12 protein-coding genes and 1 tRNA gene are annotated in these 17,467 nt (G+C 51.2%); 7 read left to right on the plus strand and 6 right to left on the minus strand.

The genetic code is table 11. From position 1 onward, the window contains the following. Nucleotides 1-221 precede the first annotated feature (221 nt). The 4 genes from DN611_RS11090 to DN611_RS11110 all read left to right on the plus strand — a co-directional run bounded on the left by DN611_RS11090 (nucleotide 222) and on the right by DN611_RS11110 (nucleotide 6,443). Nucleotides 222-1,130 carry a LysR family transcriptional regulator gene (locus DN611_RS11090; protein ID WP_025544191.1) on the plus strand — a complete coding sequence of 303 codons (909 nt, stop codon included), beginning with the start codon at nucleotides 222-224 and terminating at the stop codon, nucleotides 1,128-1,130. Nucleotides 1,131-1,907: 777 nt separating this feature from the next. Next, nucleotides 1,908-2,537: a TetR/AcrR family transcriptional regulator gene (locus DN611_RS11095; RefSeq protein WP_021751507.1), complete on the plus strand. Its 630-nt coding sequence runs from the start codon at nucleotides 1,908-1,910 to the stop codon at nucleotides 2,535-2,537. Between the two features lie 332 nt (nucleotides 2,538-2,869). After that, nucleotides 2,870-4,630 carry an ABC transporter ATP-binding protein gene (locus tag DN611_RS11105; protein ID WP_119311355.1) on the plus strand — a complete coding sequence of 587 codons (1,761 nt, stop codon included), beginning with the start codon at nucleotides 2,870-2,872 and terminating at the stop codon, nucleotides 4,628-4,630. Between the two features lie 13 nt (nucleotides 4,631-4,643). Beyond that, on the plus strand, nucleotides 4,644-6,443 hold the full coding sequence (locus DN611_RS11110) for an ABC transporter ATP-binding protein (protein WP_302495566.1): 1,800 nt from the start codon (nucleotides 4,644-4,646) through the stop codon (nucleotides 6,441-6,443). 227 nt (nucleotides 6,444-6,670) lie between these two features. On the opposite strand, the gene DN611_RS11115 is transcribed toward DN611_RS11110, so the two are convergent. The 5 genes from DN611_RS11115 to DN611_RS11130 form a co-directional block, all read right to left on the minus strand. Further along, complete coding sequence (locus tag DN611_RS11115; protein WP_119311932.1) at nucleotides 6,671-8,824, minus strand: ATP-dependent helicase; 2,154 nt, start codon at nucleotides 8,822-8,824, stop codon at nucleotides 6,671-6,673. A gap of 433 nt (nucleotides 8,825-9,257) precedes the next feature. Further along, nucleotides 9,258-9,339 (minus strand) — tRNA-OTHER (locus DN611_RS16715). A 125-nt stretch (nucleotides 9,340-9,464) separates the two neighbouring features. Continuing rightward, nucleotides 9,465-11,069, minus strand: a complete 1,605-nt coding sequence (locus tag DN611_RS11120) for an AAA family ATPase (RefSeq protein WP_119311356.1) — start codon at nucleotides 11,067-11,069, stop codon at nucleotides 9,465-9,467. Nucleotides 11,070-11,140: 71 nt separating this feature from the next. Beyond that, nucleotides 11,141-11,347, minus strand: coding sequence for a helix-turn-helix domain-containing protein (locus tag DN611_RS11125; protein ID WP_119311357.1), 207 nt, complete (start codon nucleotides 11,345-11,347; stop codon nucleotides 11,141-11,143). Continuing rightward, nucleotides 11,348-11,689 carry a hypothetical protein gene (locus DN611_RS11130; RefSeq protein WP_119311358.1) on the minus strand — a complete coding sequence of 114 codons (342 nt, stop codon included), beginning with the start codon at nucleotides 11,687-11,689 and terminating at the stop codon, nucleotides 11,348-11,350. It lies immediately after the preceding gene. A 260-nt stretch (nucleotides 11,690-11,949) separates the two neighbouring features. Here DN611_RS11130 and DN611_RS11135 point away from each other — a divergent pair, with 260 nt between their 5' ends. Beyond that, the gene (locus tag DN611_RS11135; protein WP_119311359.1) at nucleotides 11,950-13,284 is read left to right on the plus strand and encodes a hypothetical protein; all 1,335 of its coding nucleotides are present in this window, start codon (nucleotides 11,950-11,952) and stop codon (nucleotides 13,282-13,284) included. 56 nt (nucleotides 13,285-13,340) lie between these two features. Here DN611_RS11135 and DN611_RS11140 read toward each other — a convergent pair whose 3' ends face one another. Continuing rightward, the gene (locus DN611_RS11140) at nucleotides 13,341-15,797 is read right to left on the minus strand and encodes a zinc-ribbon domain and TM2 domain-containing protein (RefSeq protein WP_119311360.1); all 2,457 of its coding nucleotides are present in this window, start codon (nucleotides 15,795-15,797) and stop codon (nucleotides 13,341-13,343) included. 149 nt (nucleotides 15,798-15,946) lie between these two features. Here DN611_RS11140 and DN611_RS11145 point away from each other — a divergent pair, with 149 nt between their 5' ends. Then, a complete protein-coding gene (locus DN611_RS11145; protein WP_158629688.1) occupies nucleotides 15,947-16,285 on the plus strand; it encodes a helix-turn-helix domain-containing protein in 339 nt (112 codons plus the stop codon). Between the two features lie 84 nt (nucleotides 16,286-16,369). Then, nucleotides 16,370-17,467: an amidoligase family protein gene (locus DN611_RS11150; RefSeq protein ID WP_119311362.1), complete on the plus strand. Its 1,098-nt coding sequence runs from the start codon at nucleotides 16,370-16,372 to the stop codon at nucleotides 17,465-17,467.

Consider the following 17,467-nt stretch of genomic DNA (forward strand, 5'->3'; position numbering starts at 1 on the left):
TCATTTTGATCCGCATTCCACCGCCGGGTGCGGATCTTGTATTCTTTGAAAATTGGCGCTATAATGATTGATAAAATCTGAACGCCCCTCTGACCGGGCGCCTTTGTTTTGCCTGTTACGATTATAACATGCTCCCCTGGCTGTCGGATTATAGGGGATTTTGTTAAGCCTTCGCTATTTGGGATTAGGTCCCTCCGCCGTTTTGAGAAAGAGAGCGCGACATGAACACAGAACACCTCGTCTATATCCTGGAGGCGTACAAGTGCGGCTCCGTCAACAAAGCCGCCCGAAACTGCTATATTTCCCAGTCCCATCTCAGCACCATCATCAAGAACGTGGAACAGGAGATCGGCTATCCCCTGTTTCACAGGACGGCCAACGGCATCACCGCTACGCCGGAGGGACTGATTTTCATGAGCCACGCTGAGAAGATCGTCACCGAGCGCAATAATATCCAGAAGATCCCGCAATCCATGTCCGAGAGCGACAGCCTCTCCATCATTTGCGCCCGCTCCGCCTTTGTGCTCCAGTGTTTCTTTGATTACAAAAACTGCTTCCCCAACCTGAACAGGACCCACGACAAATTTCTGGAGGCCGGCCTCCGGGAAAATCTGAAAAACGTCGTGGCCCAGAACTGCAGGCTGGGCATCCTGGTGCTGTTCGAGCAGGTCATCCCCAAGTACATGGATCTGGCGGACCAGTACAATCTGGAGATGACGGTCCTCCAGCGCTCTATTCCCGTCACCGCGCTGATGTCCAAGTCCCATCCACTGGCCAACTCTTCCCGTGTCTCGCTCAAGGATCTCACAGGGTATCCCTTCATCGCCGACGCGCACATCGATCCGGACGATACGCTGGACGTGCTGGGACTCCAGAGCCACACAGACCTGCTGTACATCTGCGACCGCGGCACGATCTTCGACGCGGTCCGCAAAGGCAATTACATCGCCATCGGCATCAGCATTCCGGAGGAGGATGCCCGGCGGATGAACTGCGTCTGCTGTCCCATCGCGGACGGCGCTCCCATGGCCGTGGCCCTGCTGCATTCCCGGACATTTACGCTCCGCCCCAGAGAGAAGCACTTCATTCGCTATCTGACTGACCGCCTGCACAAGCGCTATTCCGGATAAACGGCGTGCCGTCTCCCACAGGGTAGTTTGTCCGCATCGGCGTGTGTCCCTGTTGGTGCGATGGCTCCAAACATTGCCGACAGCGTGTGCAGGAACGCCTTTTGCACGCATCTTGCCGCAAAGATTTAAAACCCCCAGGAACTGCTGCGCAGCGGTCCCTGGGGGTTTTAAATAGCGGCTGACTTCATTCTCGTTATATCCAATGCCGTGGGCTCAATTGGGTAATTTCCCGTATGTTTTTTCAATCAGAGTCCTGCAAGGGGAATAAAAGGCATCTGCCAGGAGGCAGCCGCCGCAATCTGCCGTCGCTGACCGCTGTTCCGCCTGTTTCAAGGGCTTCTGCGGCTGCTGGCACCGCTGCTGTGAGCGGTCCTCCGCAGACTCACGGCTTCTTTGTGCGCGGGAGCAGAGCGCCTCCCTGCCGGTCAAGGGCCCGGGAGCCGTGCCCGCGGCAGACAGCTGCTCCCGGCCTCAGCCTCTCCGGCTCGTTTTCAAAAAATTCATGAACCGTTCACGAGGCAAACATAGATGAGGCCATCCGGGAGTAGTATACTTCCAAAAGTATAGACGAGATCGTCTGTAAAATCCTCAGGCAGTAGCCGCCGCGGGTTGCAAACCTGACGGCGTGTGTCCGGTCCCATACCGGCGCGGAATTGGTCGGACGTCAAAATGGCCTGTCCGTCCGGACGTTTTCCCGCTGCCCGCCCGGGTGTCTCCCTGGTTCCGGGTTTTGGCCGGGCCGGGGGTTTTGGATCAGGCAGAAGGAGGATATGCAGCATGACGCAGAAAGAGCGCCAGGAACGCAGCAGAAAAGAGATTTATCAGGCCGCCCTGGAGGAGTTCGGGACCTACGGCTACGACAAGGTCAACATGGAGCGGATCTGTGGGAACCACGGGATCTCCAAGGGCATGATGTACCACTACTACTCCAATAAGGACGAGTTGTTTTTACTGTGCGTCGAACGCACTTTCCAGGAGCTCAGGGCCCATGTGGAACGGGATATGGCCCATCTGTCAGGGGAGGATACGGCAGCCGCAGTCAAAGATTTCTTCATGATCCGGGAGTGCTTTTTCCAGCTTCATCCCCAGCAAAAGCTCGTTTTTGAAAGCGCCATGCTCCGTCCGCCCAAACATCTGGCCGCGCAAATTCAGGCCCTGCGCGCACCGATGCGGCGCTTGAATCAGGAATTTATCGAGGGGCTCATAGACAAAATGCCGCTGCGGCCGGATTTGAAGCCTGAAATGGTGACCCGCTATTTGGAAACCATCGAGTCTCTTTTCCAGAATATGATTGTGAGTTATCAGGGCGGACATCCCGCGCAGGATTTCCATGCCATGCTGGAAACCGCAGGCGAACTGCTGAATATGGTCCTATTTGGGATTCTTCGCCACGCAGATCCGGCATGATCTCCGGTTCGGTGGATAACGTGATCTCTGCCGCGGGACTCCCCTATCTCTTTGGAATGCGGCTGCTGTACCCGGGCTTCAGCAAACTTGTCAGCTCCTTTAATCTGAAGCGGCCGGAGGGACCAGGCCGGGGCCGGTGCACCGCCTTGGTTCTTCTATTGGCAGCGGGCGGATTTTTCCCGGTCTGCGCCCCTCTCCGGGCCGTCCGCACCTCAGCATCCTCAGCGGGAGCCTGCTGATCTTTCAGGATGCGGCCTCGATCCTGCGCGCCTGCTTCTCCGGCTGGTTCTGGCGGCAAAACAGCAATTGATGATACCACAAGGAGGATTTATATGCTGAAATTACTTCGTAACCTACGGCGGCAGGAGTGGGCCATGGCCGCCGTGTGCGCAGTGCTCATCCTGGGGCAGATTTATTTCGATCTGGCGCTGCCCGACTACATGAGCAGCCTGACCGTTCTGATTAAAACGCCGGGGAGCACCCTGTCGGACATCCTGCATACCGGCCTGGAAATGCTGGGCTGCACCCTGGCCAGCGCGGTGCTGTGCGTCATCTGCGGCTATCTGACCGCCAAGGTGGCTGCCGGGTTCAGCTTTTCCATCCGGGAAGCGGTGTTTCATAAGATCGCAGACTTCGGCCAGCAGGAGATGATGACCTTCTCCGTCCCCAGCCTCATCAACCGCACCACCAACGACATCACCCAGGTGCAGATGCTGACGGCCATGGGCCTGCAGATCCTAATCAAGTCCCCCGTCATGGCAGTGTGGGCCATCATCAAAATCGTGGGCAAGAGTTGGACCCTCTCCGCTATCACCGCCGGATTTGTGGCCGCCCTGCTGGTGATGATGGCGGTCATCATCGGCGTGGTGGTGCCCCGGTTCCGCCGGGTGCAAAAGCTCACCGACCATATCAACCTGGTGGCCCGGGAGAACTTGAACGGTATCAATGTTGTCCACGCCTACAACGCTGAGGACTACCAGAACGCCAAGTTCTGGAAGGGCAACGAGGAACTGATGCGCACGCAGTTGTTCAACCAGCGGGCCTTTGCCTTCCTGATGCCCGGCGTCACCCTGGCCATGAACGCATTGTCTCTGGTGATCTACTGGGTGGGTGCCTCCATCGTGAACGCCGTCCCTGCCGCGGACACCGCCGCACGGCTGGCCGCCTTCAGCGACATCGTGGTGTTCGGCACCTACGCCACCTACGTCATCATGTCTATTATGATGATGGTCATGATTATCATGATGCTCCCGGCGGCCCAGGTGTCCGCCCAGCGGATCAATGAGGTGTTGGAGACCCGGAACAGCCTGACTCAGGGCGCCCGCATCGATGCCCTGGAAACCGGTACTGTGGAGTTCCGGGACGTCTCCTTCCACTATCCCTCCTCGGACAAGAATGTCCTGGAGCACATCACCTTCCAGGCCAAGCGGGGGGAGACCGTGGCCTTTATCGGCGCCACCGGCAGCGGCAAGACCACTCTGGTCAGCCTGGCCGCCCGGTTCTATGATGCCACGGAGGGCACTGTGCTGGTGGACGGGGTGGACGTTCGGGACTACACCTTCGACGCCCTGTATGACCGCATCGGCTATGTAACTCAGAAGGCCATCCTGTTCTCCGGAGACGTCCGCGGCAACGTGCTGTTCGGCGCCAGCCGGGGCAAGGATTCCGATGCGGACGTTCAAAAGGCTCTGGAGCTGGCCCAGGCCAGCGAGTTTGTGGACAGGATGCCCGGAGGCATCCATGCCCCCATCGCCGAGGGAGGCACCAACGTATCCGGCGGCCAGAAGCAGCGGCTCTCCATCGCCCGGGCCCTGGCGAGGCGCCCGGAGATCCTGGTGTTCGACGACTCCTTCTCCGCCCTGGACTACCGGACGGATACCAGGCTCCGTGCCGGCCTGGACCGGGAGCTGAAGGATACCACTCGACTGATCGTGGCTCAACGGATCGGCACCATCCGGAACGCGGACAAGATCATCGTTCTGGACGAGGGGAGGATGGTGGGGATGGGTACCCACGAGGAACTGATGCAAACCTGCCCGATCTACCAGGAGATCGCCCGGTCCCAGCTCTCCCAGGAAGAGCTGGGGGCTTAAGGAGGAAACCAAGATGCCAAAGATGATGCAGAACAGAATGTGCGCGCCGGGAAAGAGCAGGCGCGGCATCGGCGGTGTGCTCAGAGAACTGTTCACCTATTCCAACAAATTGAAAGTGCCCTCTGTTGCGGCCTTTTGCTTCGCCGTGGCCGGCGCAGTGCTGACCATCATCGGCCCCAGCCTGCTCAGTCGGATCACGGACCTCATCTCCGACGCCCTGGACGGGGAGATCGATCTGGCCGCCATCGGCCGCACCGGCGTAATCCTGCTGGTGATCTACGGCTTCAGTGCCGTCTTTACCTATGTGGAGCACTTCATCATGGCTACGGTCACCCTGGAGCTGTCCCGGGATATGCGGCAGGACCTGTCCCGAAAAATCAACCGGGTGCCCATGAGCTACTTCAGCAAGGTGTCTTATGGTGACATCCTCAGCCGCATCACCAACGACGTAAGTACTCTGCAGCAGGCCCTGGCCAACAGCCTGCCCTCCATGATCAGCGCAGTGGCCCAATTCCTCGGCTGTCTGGTGATGATGTTTGTCACTGAGTGGCGTATGGCGCTGGCAGCCATTGCCGTCACGGCACTGGGCTTCCTCATCATGGCTGCGGTGATGCTCCGGTCCCAGAAGTACTTCACCGCCCGGCAGGAGAACCTGAGCACCCTGAACGGCTATATTGAGGAGATGTACTCCGGCCACGACGTGGTGCGCCTCTCCCGGGCCAACGAGCAGGTAAAAGAGACCTTCGGCGGGATGAATGCCGTTCTGTACGACGCAGAGTGGCGCAGCCAGTTCCTCTCCGGCATCATGCAGCCCCTGATGACTATCATCGGCAACCTGGGCTATGTGGCGGTCTGCGTCCTGGGTTCCGCCCTGGCCATGAGCGGAGAGATCTCCTTCGGCGTCATTGTTGCGTTCATCCTCTATGTGCGGCTGTTCACCTCTCCCCTGAGCACCCTGGCCCAGGGCATGACCCAGATGCAGACGGCGGCAGCCGCCGGCGACCACGTCTTCGACTTTCTCCACGAGAAAGAGCTGCCCGATGAGACCGGCAAGCGCCCCGAACTCTCTCCTGTGCAGGGCGAAGTCGAATTTGAACACGTCCGATTCAGCTATCCGAATCATCCGGATAAGATCATCATCAAGGACTTCTCTGCCCATATTCAGCCGGGGCAGAAGGTGGCTATTGTGGGTCCCACCGGAGCGGGCAAGACCACGATGGTCAATCTGCTGATGCGCTTCTTTGAGATCAACAGCGGAAACATCAAAATCGACGGCGTGCCCACCTCTGAAATGACCCGGGAGGGCGTCCACGACCTGTTCAGCATGGTACTCCAGGACACCTGGCTGTTTGAGGGGACTGTCCGGGAAAATCTGGTCTACAACAAGACCGGGGTCACGGACCAGCAGCTGGAGGAGGCCTGCCGGGCCTGCGGCATCTATCACTTCATCGAAACCCTGCCCCACGGCTTTGATACCGTGCTGGATGACAGCATTGCCATTTCCTCCGGGCAGAAGCAGCTGCTCACCATCGCCCGGGCCATGATTCAGGGCAATCCCATGCTGATTCTGGACGAGGCCACCTCCTCGGTGGATACCCGCACAGAGCTCATCACCCAGCAGGCCATGGACCGGCTGACGGAGCACCGCACCAGCTTTGTCATCGCCCACCGGCTGTCCACCATCAAAAACGCCGACCTGATTCTGGTGCTGAAGGACGGCGATATCATCGAGCAAGGCACGCACAAGGAACTCCTGGCCAAAGGCGGCTTCTACGCTGACCTGTACAACAGCCAGTTTGAAAAGGCCTCGTGATCCCAGGAAGAGGGGGGCGGCTGCGATTTGGACAGTATGGAAAATCAGACTCCGCCGTGCTGAAGCGAAAAGAACAGCTCCCGCTTTTCAAGCCATTCCTTTGAAAAGCGGGAGCTGTTTCCCTTTCCGGAGAGCCTGGTTTGCTTTGGAGGCAGGGCTCCTTCCACCCGGGCCCCCCAATGATCGGCATTGCAGCAGGAGCCCCCGTCCATCCCTCCCAGGATTTGTCAAATCCGTTCCAGCTTCGCCCGGAAGGATATCTTTCGGGGCGTCTCCATCTCATCGAACTGTACCACATGAGCACCCTTGTCCATGTCCACATCCAGCACCGTACCGGAGCCGAACAGAATATGCTTCACCCGCTGCCCCACGGAGAATGCCATGTTCCCGTCGGTCTCCGGCAGATAGGTCTGGCTGTGGCCGATATAGTCCCGGGCCGCCCGGATCAAGCCCTCCTCCGGCGGCCGGGTGAAGGCCAGGAGATTGCGGTCGATGTCCAGAAGAAAGCGGGAGGGATACCGGGGGGTGCCGTCGAAGTTCCGTCCGTCTGCCTCGGAGATGTACAGTCCCTTCTCCGCCCGTGTCAGCGCCACAAACGCCAGCCGCCGCTCCTCCTCCATGGCCTGCTGCGTCCGCACCTTCCGGGAGGGGAAGATCCCCTCATTCATGCCGCAGAGGAACACATAGGGAAATTCCAGGCCCTTGGCGGCGTGAACGGTCATCAGCCTCACCTTGTCTCCCTGCTCCGCCGTGTCGGCATTGGTGAACAGAGCCACATGGGCCAGATAGTGCTCCAGGGTGACCTCCTCCCCGCAGGTGGTCTCGTACTCATATACCGACTGCTTCAGCTCCGCCAGATTGTCCAGCCGTTCCTGGCTGCCCTCGGTGCGGAGCATCTTCTCGTAGCCGCTCTCATTGAGGAGGGCCGAAAGCACCTCGGACACCGGTCTCCCCCCATATCCGGCGGCAAAGGACTCTATCAGGCCGACAAACCTTCCGGCGCCTGTTCCTTTGAAAAGTGGGTCCTCCAGATTGTCCTGCAGCGCCTGATACAGGGAGCGGCCCTGCCTCTCTGCGTACTCCTGCAAAAATGCCATCCGCCGCTTCCCAAGATTCCGCTTGGGGACGTTGACGATCCGCCGGAAGGAAAGGTCGTCCTTGTAGGCAATCATCCGCAAGTACGAGAGGGCGTCCTTGATTTCCATACGGTCAAAGAACTGGACGCCGCTGTAAATCGTATAGGGGATCTTCTCTCCCAGCAGGACTTCCTCCACCGCCCGGGTCACATAGTGGGCCCGGTAGAGCACCGTCATGTCCCGGTATGGCGTGCCCGCCTCGTGAAGCTCCTTCATCTCCCCCGCTATCCATTCGGCCTCCGCCTCCTGGGTCTGCGCGAAGTGGCAGATGACCGGACTGCCGGAGGGCAGCGTGGGCTGCAATTCCTTTTTGATACGAGTCCGGTTCTTGTCGATCAGGGAATTCGCGGCAGAGAGAATCTCCGGCGCAGAGCGGTAGTTCTCCATCATTAGAATCGTTTTTGTCCCCGGAAACTTCTTGTCAAAGTCCAGCAGGTACTTCACGTCGGCGCCCCGCCAGGTGTAGATGGTCTGGTCCGGGTCTCCCACGATGAAGAGGTTCTTGTGGTAACCACACAGAACCTCCATCAGCTCGTACTGAAGCTGGTCGATATCCTGGAACTCGTCGATCATGATGTACTCCAGCCGCTGCTGCCACTTGAGCCGAATGTCAGGATGCTGCTGGAAAATATACAGGGAGAACTTGATCAGGTCGTTATAATCCAGTCCGAAACACTTCTTCTCCTGATACAGATAGCCGTAGAAAATGATGTCTGCCGGGGTGTCCGCCTGGTCATACTTCTCCTTCAGCGTGTCCAGAGGCATGGCGATCATATCCAGATAGTAGTCCGGACGCTTGAACAGCTTCTGCATCTCGACCATGTCCCGGGCTGCGGAGAAGGTCATATCCCGCAGCGTCAATCCCCGCTCCTCGTAGATGATTTGGAGCATAGCGTCGATGTCCGCGTTGTCCAGCACCAGAAAGCTTTTGGGATACTGGACGGCGTAGCTGTCCTCCTGGAGCACGGAGACGCAGAAACCGTGGAAGGTGTTGATATAGCCCGTGTCATTGTCGCCGGTGAGGATGTGGATGCGCTGGCGCATCTCATTTGCGGATTTGTTGGTGAAGGTGACGCAGAGGATATTTCCCGGCAGGATGCCCAGCTCGTTCACCAGAAAGGCAAAACGATGGGAGAGCGCCCTTGTCTTGCCGGAGCCGGCTCCGGCAATGACACGGACAAATCCTTCGGTTTCGGTCACAGCCTGGCGCTGGGCAGCGTTGAGGCCGGAGAGCAAATCGGTCATCGTGGCGTCCTCCCTGTCGAACATCTGTTTCTTCCATTATATCAGAACCCGCAGATGTTCTCAACCTCTTCTGAAAAATCCATCAGATCTCCTATGGCTGAGGATTGGCATACGAAGAACAGGGAAGAAGGATGCAGACATTCAAATTAACCGCAGGTATAGGGAATCCTTGTGCCGCAAATCACACTTATTTCAGGCCAAGTTCACAAATCATATCTTCTGCCTTAGAAAATTCTTTTTTGGACCATATTTCAGTGGCATAACAGGAATTTGACCTCTATCATTTCAATGTTTTGTACTTTGCCGGTAGCATAGGTGCTTAATACAAGAAAGTATGAACCCCTTGCAATGCAAGGGGTTCATACTTAAAATAACCCTGCCTGACCCAAAATAACGCCAAGCATTCGCCCAAATCAGGCAGGGTCATTCATTTTGGCGCAGCGGGAGGGATTCGAACCCTCGTGCGATTGCTCGCAAACTGATTTCGAAGGATAAACAGAATCCCATACCGCCACATCGAGCCGTTCTAGGTCAATTAAAATGTGTTGTTTTGCTCAAAAGTCGCACCTTTTTCTCTGATGCAGAGGAATATTCATGTAGCATCAAAACGAGTGAGGGCACCATTTGGGCACCATAAGCATCAACCAAAAATCAGCCGTTCTAGTTGTTGATATACTTGGGTATCCGGTGTTATTAATGGTGTAATTGTGTCACGAATAATTGCTTCACCATTATTTCCACACGCTGTAAGTCCAAGCAACTTTTTGATGTTGGTTACTATATCGTTGCTAGCAGATTTAATATCATCCGTGGCATTTCCTCGACTAATGCTAGCATTTATCGCCTGTTGCTTTATTGTAAGGGCACTATTTTCCAACTCTGCTTTCCCAACTGTAGCGCACCATTTTTTGATTATTTCATCGTCCAGTAAATAGGATTCAAGGTGACGCCTATCCAGCACCTTAATTCCCTTTTCAGAAAGTTCTTCTACTTCATTTTCACTTCGATCATCTCGATCAATAATTCGAATGACATTGGTGTTCGGGACAATAGCTTGTGTTAGCCCAATTACCTTTAGTTTGTCTTCCTCGATGTCGTTGCAGCCTCCTAATGAGTAGAACACAGTGCTCGGGTGAGTTGTGCTGAAAATATTTGCATAGCACTTTGCATCAAAGTCTTTCCGTTTCCTGCCCCTAGTAGTCCCTTCGCAGAACACTACTGTTTCCGGGGCAAGTAAGGTAGAGTAATTTTCTAAAGTCAAAGATAGAATTCTATTCCACAAATTATGTGAAACGGGAGAAGGCATAATCTGAACTACATCATCAAAATCAAATCCATCAAAATTTAAGAATGCAACACTTCCCGGACATTCGGCTTCAAGTTCTTTGGCTTTATTTAGCATACCAAGTGAATGCGTAGCAATCCATAACTGACCATTTGCTCCGATCAGAGTGTAAAGTTCACCTAAGAGTTTTTCCTGTAATGCTGTATGCATATGGGCCTCTGGCTCGTCGATACAGAAAATGGTGTCTGGATAGTATTTTTGCTTAATGACCAAGTCTAATATCAAATCAAACGCCGCTTTTTCTCCTCCAGAGAGATTTTTATAGGAGTAATTTTTGGAAACCCCTTTGTCAAAAAGGAAGTCGCCATTTTCTGTGGGATTTCCCACACCAGAAAGAGTTAAGTCACCAAAAAGGCGAGTTAGAGATTCTCGAATTTTTCCGATTAATTCATCACGTAGTGTGGCTACCGATTTCTCGTTGTATGATGTATCATATACACATTCAAGCGTCTTAGAAATCAAACGATGGTAGTTTTTCGCAACCTCCTGATCGTTCTCTATCATCATGTTTTTATTTGCAATTGCTGTAGGCGCTTCCACCGCCGATATACCTTTGATAGCTAGAGAAGGGTCATTCCGATACGCGGTTCGAAAATAGAAAATCGAATGGTTTTTATTGGTATCCTCACCATCATAATCATAAAATGATAAATCAACTAATTTGTTTGAATTTTCATAACCATCTTGCCCTACTGGAGTTTTATTGCAGTAGCTTTGGTCTGTGGGGAGGCCGGTATATCCTTTCCACAATTGCCAAACCTTAAATGCATCAAAAACGGAACTCTTACCACATCCATTCGGTCCAACAAGTACAACCAATCGAGCACTTGAGGGAATAGCTGTTATAGTCAAATCTGTGAAACGTTTAAACTTTTTCAGATGAATTTCTTTGAGTTTCATATAAGGATGCCAACCTTTCTACAGGTTTTTTCAAATTATAGCATATTCTTAAAGAAACAGCAAGGAACGTGTCACCGGACACGTTCCTCTTTTACTTTGATTCTGGCGCTTTCCAATATGTATTCCTTGATAGCCAGCTTTGGAATACGCCATACACGGCCATTCCGAAACCCCTTGAGCTTACCGCTGTTTAGGAGATCGTACATAGCATTGTAGCCCATTCTCAGGGCTTCACAGGCTTCTTCTACTGTCAGAATATCAGGATATTCCTCTAACATTCATTCCACCTCCTGCACCGAAAGATGGGCTTCACAGCGGGGACAAGCGCTCAAATCAAGCGAGCAGGAGTCACATAAACAAGTAGGAGCCTTGGGCGGCGACTTGTGGCGCTTGGGGTTCAGCGTCCTTTGGTAGAGATCCATTTTCTCAATTTGCTGCATGACTGCCGGCTCTGATCTGCCAACAGCAAAGGCGATTTCAGAAATGCCGTAGCCTTCTTCAAACATCATTTTTACAGTTCGCTTTTCATCGTCCCGCCAAAACTCACCTTCGTGATCGAAGCGAATCGTGCCGTTACGGTGGCGGCGAATCATTTCACGTTCAATTTCAGGACTCATCATGGTTTTTCTCTCCTTTTTCAGATTGATTTACCATGATGTTCCTTTATTACGCACAAAAATCTCAAAAAATCTGTGGAGCGAAAGATAAGGACATTTATTGTCCATGCCGTGTGCTATTCTCTAATCAGTCTGATCCGTTGCGCAACCATCGGCTTATTCTCCTGCCTATGTTGTCAACAGGTCCGGTTAGGCGGCGGATGTTCGTGATTGTGGCACGACTCCGCCGCTGTTTTTCCTTAATACACTGAAAGGAACAGCCTATGAATATATTATTATCCCTCAAGAAATTCTCCCACATTGGCTATTACATACATGAAGCCCGAACAAAAGCCAAAGAAAGGAAAAAGCACCATCGAGATCGCCTGAACCTGTCGAATGACCAAATCAAGTATTTGGATAAGGTCGTTATTCCGGAAGGGTGCTCCTACCAAGTTAATGACCACACTTTTTCCAGCATAGACAAGGCTTTAGCTTATTGCAAGCGGCTGTCCATTGAACGATGCAAAAAGATATGGGGAGCCGGAATTCCCATCAGTATTACCAACCCGAATGCACCCAAGATATTTGATTGCGCCTGTTTGCCTGCTGGACTGCTTGTAAAGGACTCCAAGGACTTTCTATGTCGGTATGCTCCTGTCCGTATCATCATAATTGCTGTAGATCTGAGCGAGGTTTACACGGAATATTTTGATTTGTATGAAAGCGATATTTTCTCCAATGAACACCTCTATGACTACGGACTTCTTTACGGCAATTATCCTGTCTATCAGGAAACCGAGCTTTGCCTAAGCAAATTTAGCGAGCAGTACACCAAGCAGATCAACACGCCTTTTGTCCCAGAACCCGCCTTTGGTGATCCGTCCAAAGAATATACCGGGCTGATGGATGTTCATATGGCCTACGATTGCTATTCCGTGGAAGTGCTCTCTGACGGCACTGTCTATGACGATGGGAACTACGCATTTCCTTTGGGGGCCATTCCAGTATCTACATTTGTGAATATCGGCAGCGCTGGCGTGTATTGCAAGTGCTGGAATCTTTTTTGGGGGTGCTCCCGCTCCTTTGAGGTCAATGGCAAGGAACATTCTCTTTTCCGCTCTGCGCTGTTGGCCTGTAAGCAGTCCGAATTACCTGTTGGAAAAGAGTTCTATACCATCATCATGCACCAGAAAGAAGCAGACGGCATCATACCAGCAGATTCACTCCCGGTTTCCCTGCGGGACAGCTATTCAGTTATGACTCCCCACGCAAAAAAGAGGGTGTTTCATATTTCGCCCCAATTTGACGAGATATATTGGGAAACATTTGAACTGGCAGATTCGAGCGGAAATATCCGCAACTTTTGCTATGACCACTGGCTTTTAGATCATAACTGTGAATGGAACGTCGGAGATATCTGTAAGACTACCTATTGGGGAAAATCCCGGTGGGGCAATCCTTGTATGGATAGAGGTATCAAAATTACATATCTCCCAGATGCTAAAACCCCATACTATGGTAGAGGTGATTTGGAACTTTATTGCAAGATTTCTGTAGGGAGCAACAGTCTAAACATCCCTCTTTCCACACTCATTAAGCCATCTTCCACAGAATGAAATAGCAAGTGAGAGTGACGAGACTTTTTGTGTTCTCGTCACTCTCACTTGTTTGATTATTCTTTGCTCACTTGTTTTTTGTGTTTAATGGCACGTTTAGAATATTTTTCGACTTTGGCTGCTTTTGCGACAAAGAAGAATATAGACTCGCCGAACAAAAATAACTGCCAAAAAGATACTGCACCTGGAACGACGAATATACCCAAAAGTGTAATAGCCAAATAAACTATTGCTCTTACAGGTTTATTGAGATAAAACCATTGTGCGCCTACAAGTCCCAGAAAAAGGGTTAGCAGTCCGGCCACCGCCTTGCTCTTTGGAGCCATTGTTTTACTCTGAGTTTTTTTGATAGCGGAATTTGACGGAGTTTTTTTGTTTGCAGTATTACCAACAAAAGAGGCGTTTGTTTTAGATTGTTGTTCAGCTTCCTTGGACTGAACTGGTTCCGCCTTGGCTTCTTCCGCTACATTAGTGGTTTGCGTTTTTTCGCCTGCTTTGGGACATGGGGAAACATCTGAAATTTCTAATGGCTTTTTATCCATTCCAACAGCAGACTGGGCCTCAATTGAGGCTGGGCCTACTGTTCCTATAGACGTCGAAGACTTTTTTTCATCAGATGTTTCTTCAGCCTCGGATTGAACCTTCATTTGAATATTTTCCGCAGTAGCCTTTTCGGCAGCCGTTGCCAATGGACCAGCTACAGTTTTTGCGTTCTCAGATAATCCGTATGCAAAAGCAATGGTTGAAAAGTAATGTGACATACTGGGGTTCTGTGGAATATTTAGTGCTTTGCTCCCTTCTCTATAGTAATTACCTAATTTGAGCGCCGCAAAGGGCTCCAATTTTTCGGCGGCCATCTTTATCATTTCGATACCCTGTTCGGAGTCGTTAATTGCACACATCCATCTACCAATATCTCCAATCGCTAAAATATTACCGGCATCGGCAAATATTTTGGCTTCACGGAAGTATTTACTCTTATCTTCTTTGTGTCCTACGGATTGCCATCTCCAAGGGGTATAATCTAAAACTGTGTGCATAAGAAAGGCAACTAAGTATTCCGCAAATTTATTGCCACTGTTTGCACGCTGTATCAATGAAGTCATCTTTTCACGAACGGCATACTGTTCTCCACAAGCTGGATTAGATAGCTTATAGTAGTAGAGTTTTAAGGTAATCATGGCCTCCAAATCATCACATTCAGCCATATCCCACAGCAGATTTTCCTTTCCTGCGATTATCATCTCGGCAAGTTCTTTCTGCTTTCCCTTGATCTGCTTTTCCAGTGCTTGTGCCTTGCTCGTTCTTTCAGCTTCTTTTTCTATCTCTATTGCTTTCTTTTCCAAAGCTTTGACATAGGTGGCTACATTCAAGTACGGATTATCCCTTGCGAGCGTTTCATAACTTTCTATCTTTTTCCGGATTTCCTCAACTGTTTTCTCTGGTTCGGTCTTTATTGAGTCAACAATCTTTTTGTCTGCGCTCAGAAGGGATAATTTATAATTTCTCTCGTTACCAAAGAACTTGGCCGCAGAATGAATATCCGATTTCCTCCCGGTAAAAAGATTATAGAGGTGAACGTAAAGAATGGTGGAATATGGCGCCTGTTGTATGCAATCGCATAAGATATCTATAGCTTTTTCAACATTTTCAGCGGATGCCTGTGATGCAATTCTTGCAATATAGTTTTTAGCCCTTGCATTTGCGGCAGCTTCATCGAAATCATATTCATCAATGAGATCATTTTCAATCAGCAGTTTTTCTACACAATAAAACACTTTTGTGCTGAAATCGTAAACGGTATCAAAGAGGCACGTTGCCACTCTTGGATCAATAGCAAGCTCCTGTTTCATACCACTTATCTTTGCTTTGTCGCTTGCTTTCGTAAGGGTATCCCCGATACCATGAAATGCCCCTGCACCAATGTTGAATGCTCCTGCAACAATTGCACCTTTGACCGCTCCGGTGACACCAAACCCGCCACCTTCCCAATGACCTCTGCTTGCTTTTTTTATATCTCTATAGTCTCCCAAATTTTCTGCATAGCGCTGAATTTCCCCAGCTTTTGCATATATGTATCCCAGAGACTCTTTGATGTTGCCACTCTGGACCACCATGTTTGCCAACATGGTGTCATCAATGTCATCAATGCCGTATTCCATAAGAACGTCAACACCGAAACGAACGGCAGAGGTGACCTTTTGAACAACCTCGGGGATTTCTTCATCGAAAAGGCCCACAAATGTGTGCTTTCGGCTCTTGTAAAACTTGATATATTCCTCTTCAAGACTTTCGGCCTTTTCAAAAAAACGCTTTCTCAGTGTATTGTACTCCAAAAAACGAGGAGAAAAGAAAAGTTCTCGACCAAGTAATTCAAACTTTACATCTGGTTCTACTATATATTCTTTGGCTTTATCGGCAGTTTCGTCAGAATATCGTGTTATATCTGCGCCACAATAAGGGCAAAGATTGAAGTCATCGTTTAACTCTTTTCCGCAATTATAGCAAAACATAATGCGATCCCCTTTGCAAGTTTCTTGTCAGATAAGTATAGCGTAATATCGTCATAAATTCAATGATTTATGACGATATTTGTAATCTAACGATTTTGCGATGTGCAGGGTACAATAATAAAAACCCCTCGTGAGGGAGGATGTGCCTCGTGCTTAAATTTGATGTAACAAAGCGAATAAAGGATCTGTGCAATGCGTATTCTTGGACGTATTATCGATTGGCCAAAGAAAGCGATATTACCTACTCCACCTTGAGCGCTATGTTGAACAAAGGGACTATTCCGTCTATTCCTACTCTCGAAAAGATATGTAAAGGCTTTAATATTTCTCTATCGCAATTTTTTGCCGAGGACGAATCAGTAGCCCTAATGACTTTTCCGCAAAAAGAGTATTTGGCCCGGTGGGAGACTTTAACACAGGAAAACCGAATGTGCGTAGACAAATTTATTGATTTTTTAAAAGCAAAGCAGAGCGAAACGGATAGATGAATAATTGAATGATATATTATCTCCATGTATAAAGCCCGAGGCGAAACAGCCTCGGGCAAATTTTGTTTATGGAGGTAATTGACTATGAAAACCAAGGAAGTATGTTCCCATTGTGGGCATGAATTTCCCCGAACAGAGCTGACGGAGTTCGATGGCGAGTTCCTTTGTCCCGCCTGTCTCGAAACGGAGACTTCGGTGTGCGAAGACTGCGGAAGGCGCATTTGGAACGACAACAATGAGGGCAGCGGCGATTTGATCCTCTGCGGCAGCTGTTATGAAAGAAACTATGTTCACTGCTCCCGCTGCGGCCGTCTGCTTCACGAAAACAACGCTTTCTATTTCGGGGACGATGATGAGCCGTACTGTGAGTCCTGCCATGATATGCTGGACAGTCGGATCATCCACGAGTACAGCTACCGCCCTGCACCCAACTTCTACGGCAATGGCCCCCGCTTTTTCGGCGTGGAGCTTGAGATCGACGAGGGCGGCGAGTATGAGTCCAAAGCTAAGAAACTGTTGAACGTAGCCAACCGGGATACTGAGAATATCTATATCAAGCATGATGGCAGTCTGGATGAAGGGCTTGAACTCGTGACCCATCCTATGTCGCTTGAATATCAGCTGACAAAGATGCCCTGGGTAGAGGTCATGGCGGAGGCCGTGCGACAGGGCTACCGCTCCCATCAGGCCAACACCTGTGGTCTGCATGTCCATGTGAGCCGGGAGGCCTTCGGTGCATTTGCGGTGGAGCAGGACAGCGCCATTGCACGTGTGTTGTTCTTTGTGGAGCGTCACTGGAATGAGCTTCTGAAATTCAGCCGCCGTACTCAGCGCCAGTTGGAGCGCTGGGCCGCCCGGTACGGCTACAAGGATCATCCCACCGAAATGATGGAGCATGTCAAGAAAGGCCGGTGTAACCGCTATACCTGCGTCAATCTGACCAATGAGGATACCATTGAGTTCCGGATCTTCCGGGGCACTCTGAAATACAATACGCTGATCGCCACGCTGCAGATGGTCAACCGAATCTGCGACGTGGCGATTTGTATGTCCGATGATGAACTCAGAGCCATGTCGTGGAGTGAGTTTGTGTCCGGTGTTACTGAGCCGGAGCTGATCCAGTATCTCAAGGAACGCCGCCTGTACCTCAATGAACCTGTTGCTGTGTCTGAGGAGGTCTGA

The organism is Oscillibacter sp. PEA192, assembly GCF_003574015.1.
In the GTDB taxonomy this organism is placed as follows: Bacteria; Bacillota; Clostridia; order Oscillospirales; family Oscillospiraceae; genus Oscillibacter; species Oscillibacter welbionis.

Coding starts and splice junctions, on each gene's coding strand:
- DN611_RS11090 (WP_025544191.1), top strand. CDS start 222: ATGAACACAGAACACCTCGTCTATATCCTGGAGGCGTACAAGTGCGGC.
- DN611_RS11095 (WP_021751507.1), top strand. CDS start 1,908: ATGACGCAGAAAGAGCGCCAGGAACGCAGCAGAAAAGAGATTTATCAG.
- DN611_RS11105 (WP_119311355.1), top strand. CDS start 2,870: ATGCTGAAATTACTTCGTAACCTACGGCGGCAGGAGTGGGCCATGGCC.
- DN611_RS11110 (WP_302495566.1), top strand. CDS start 4,644: ATGCCAAAGATGATGCAGAACAGAATGTGCGCGCCGGGAAAGAGCAGG.
- DN611_RS11115 (WP_119311932.1), bottom strand. CDS start 8,824: ATGACCGATTTGCTCTCCGGCCTCAACGCTGCCCAGCGCCAGGCTGTG.
- DN611_RS11120 (WP_119311356.1), bottom strand. CDS start 11,069: ATGAAACTCAAAGAAATTCATCTGAAAAAGTTTAAACGTTTCACAGAT.
- DN611_RS11125 (WP_119311357.1), bottom strand. CDS start 11,347: ATGTTAGAGGAATATCCTGATATTCTGACAGTAGAAGAAGCCTGTGAA.
- DN611_RS11130 (WP_119311358.1), bottom strand. CDS start 11,689: ATGATGAGTCCTGAAATTGAACGTGAAATGATTCGCCGCCACCGTAAC.
- DN611_RS11135 (WP_119311359.1), top strand. CDS start 11,950: ATGAATATATTATTATCCCTCAAGAAATTCTCCCACATTGGCTATTAC.
- DN611_RS11140 (WP_119311360.1), bottom strand. CDS start 15,797: ATGTTTTGCTATAATTGCGGAAAAGAGTTAAACGATGACTTCAATCTT.
- DN611_RS11150 (WP_119311362.1), top strand. CDS start 16,370: ATGAAAACCAAGGAAGTATGTTCCCATTGTGGGCATGAATTTCCCCGA.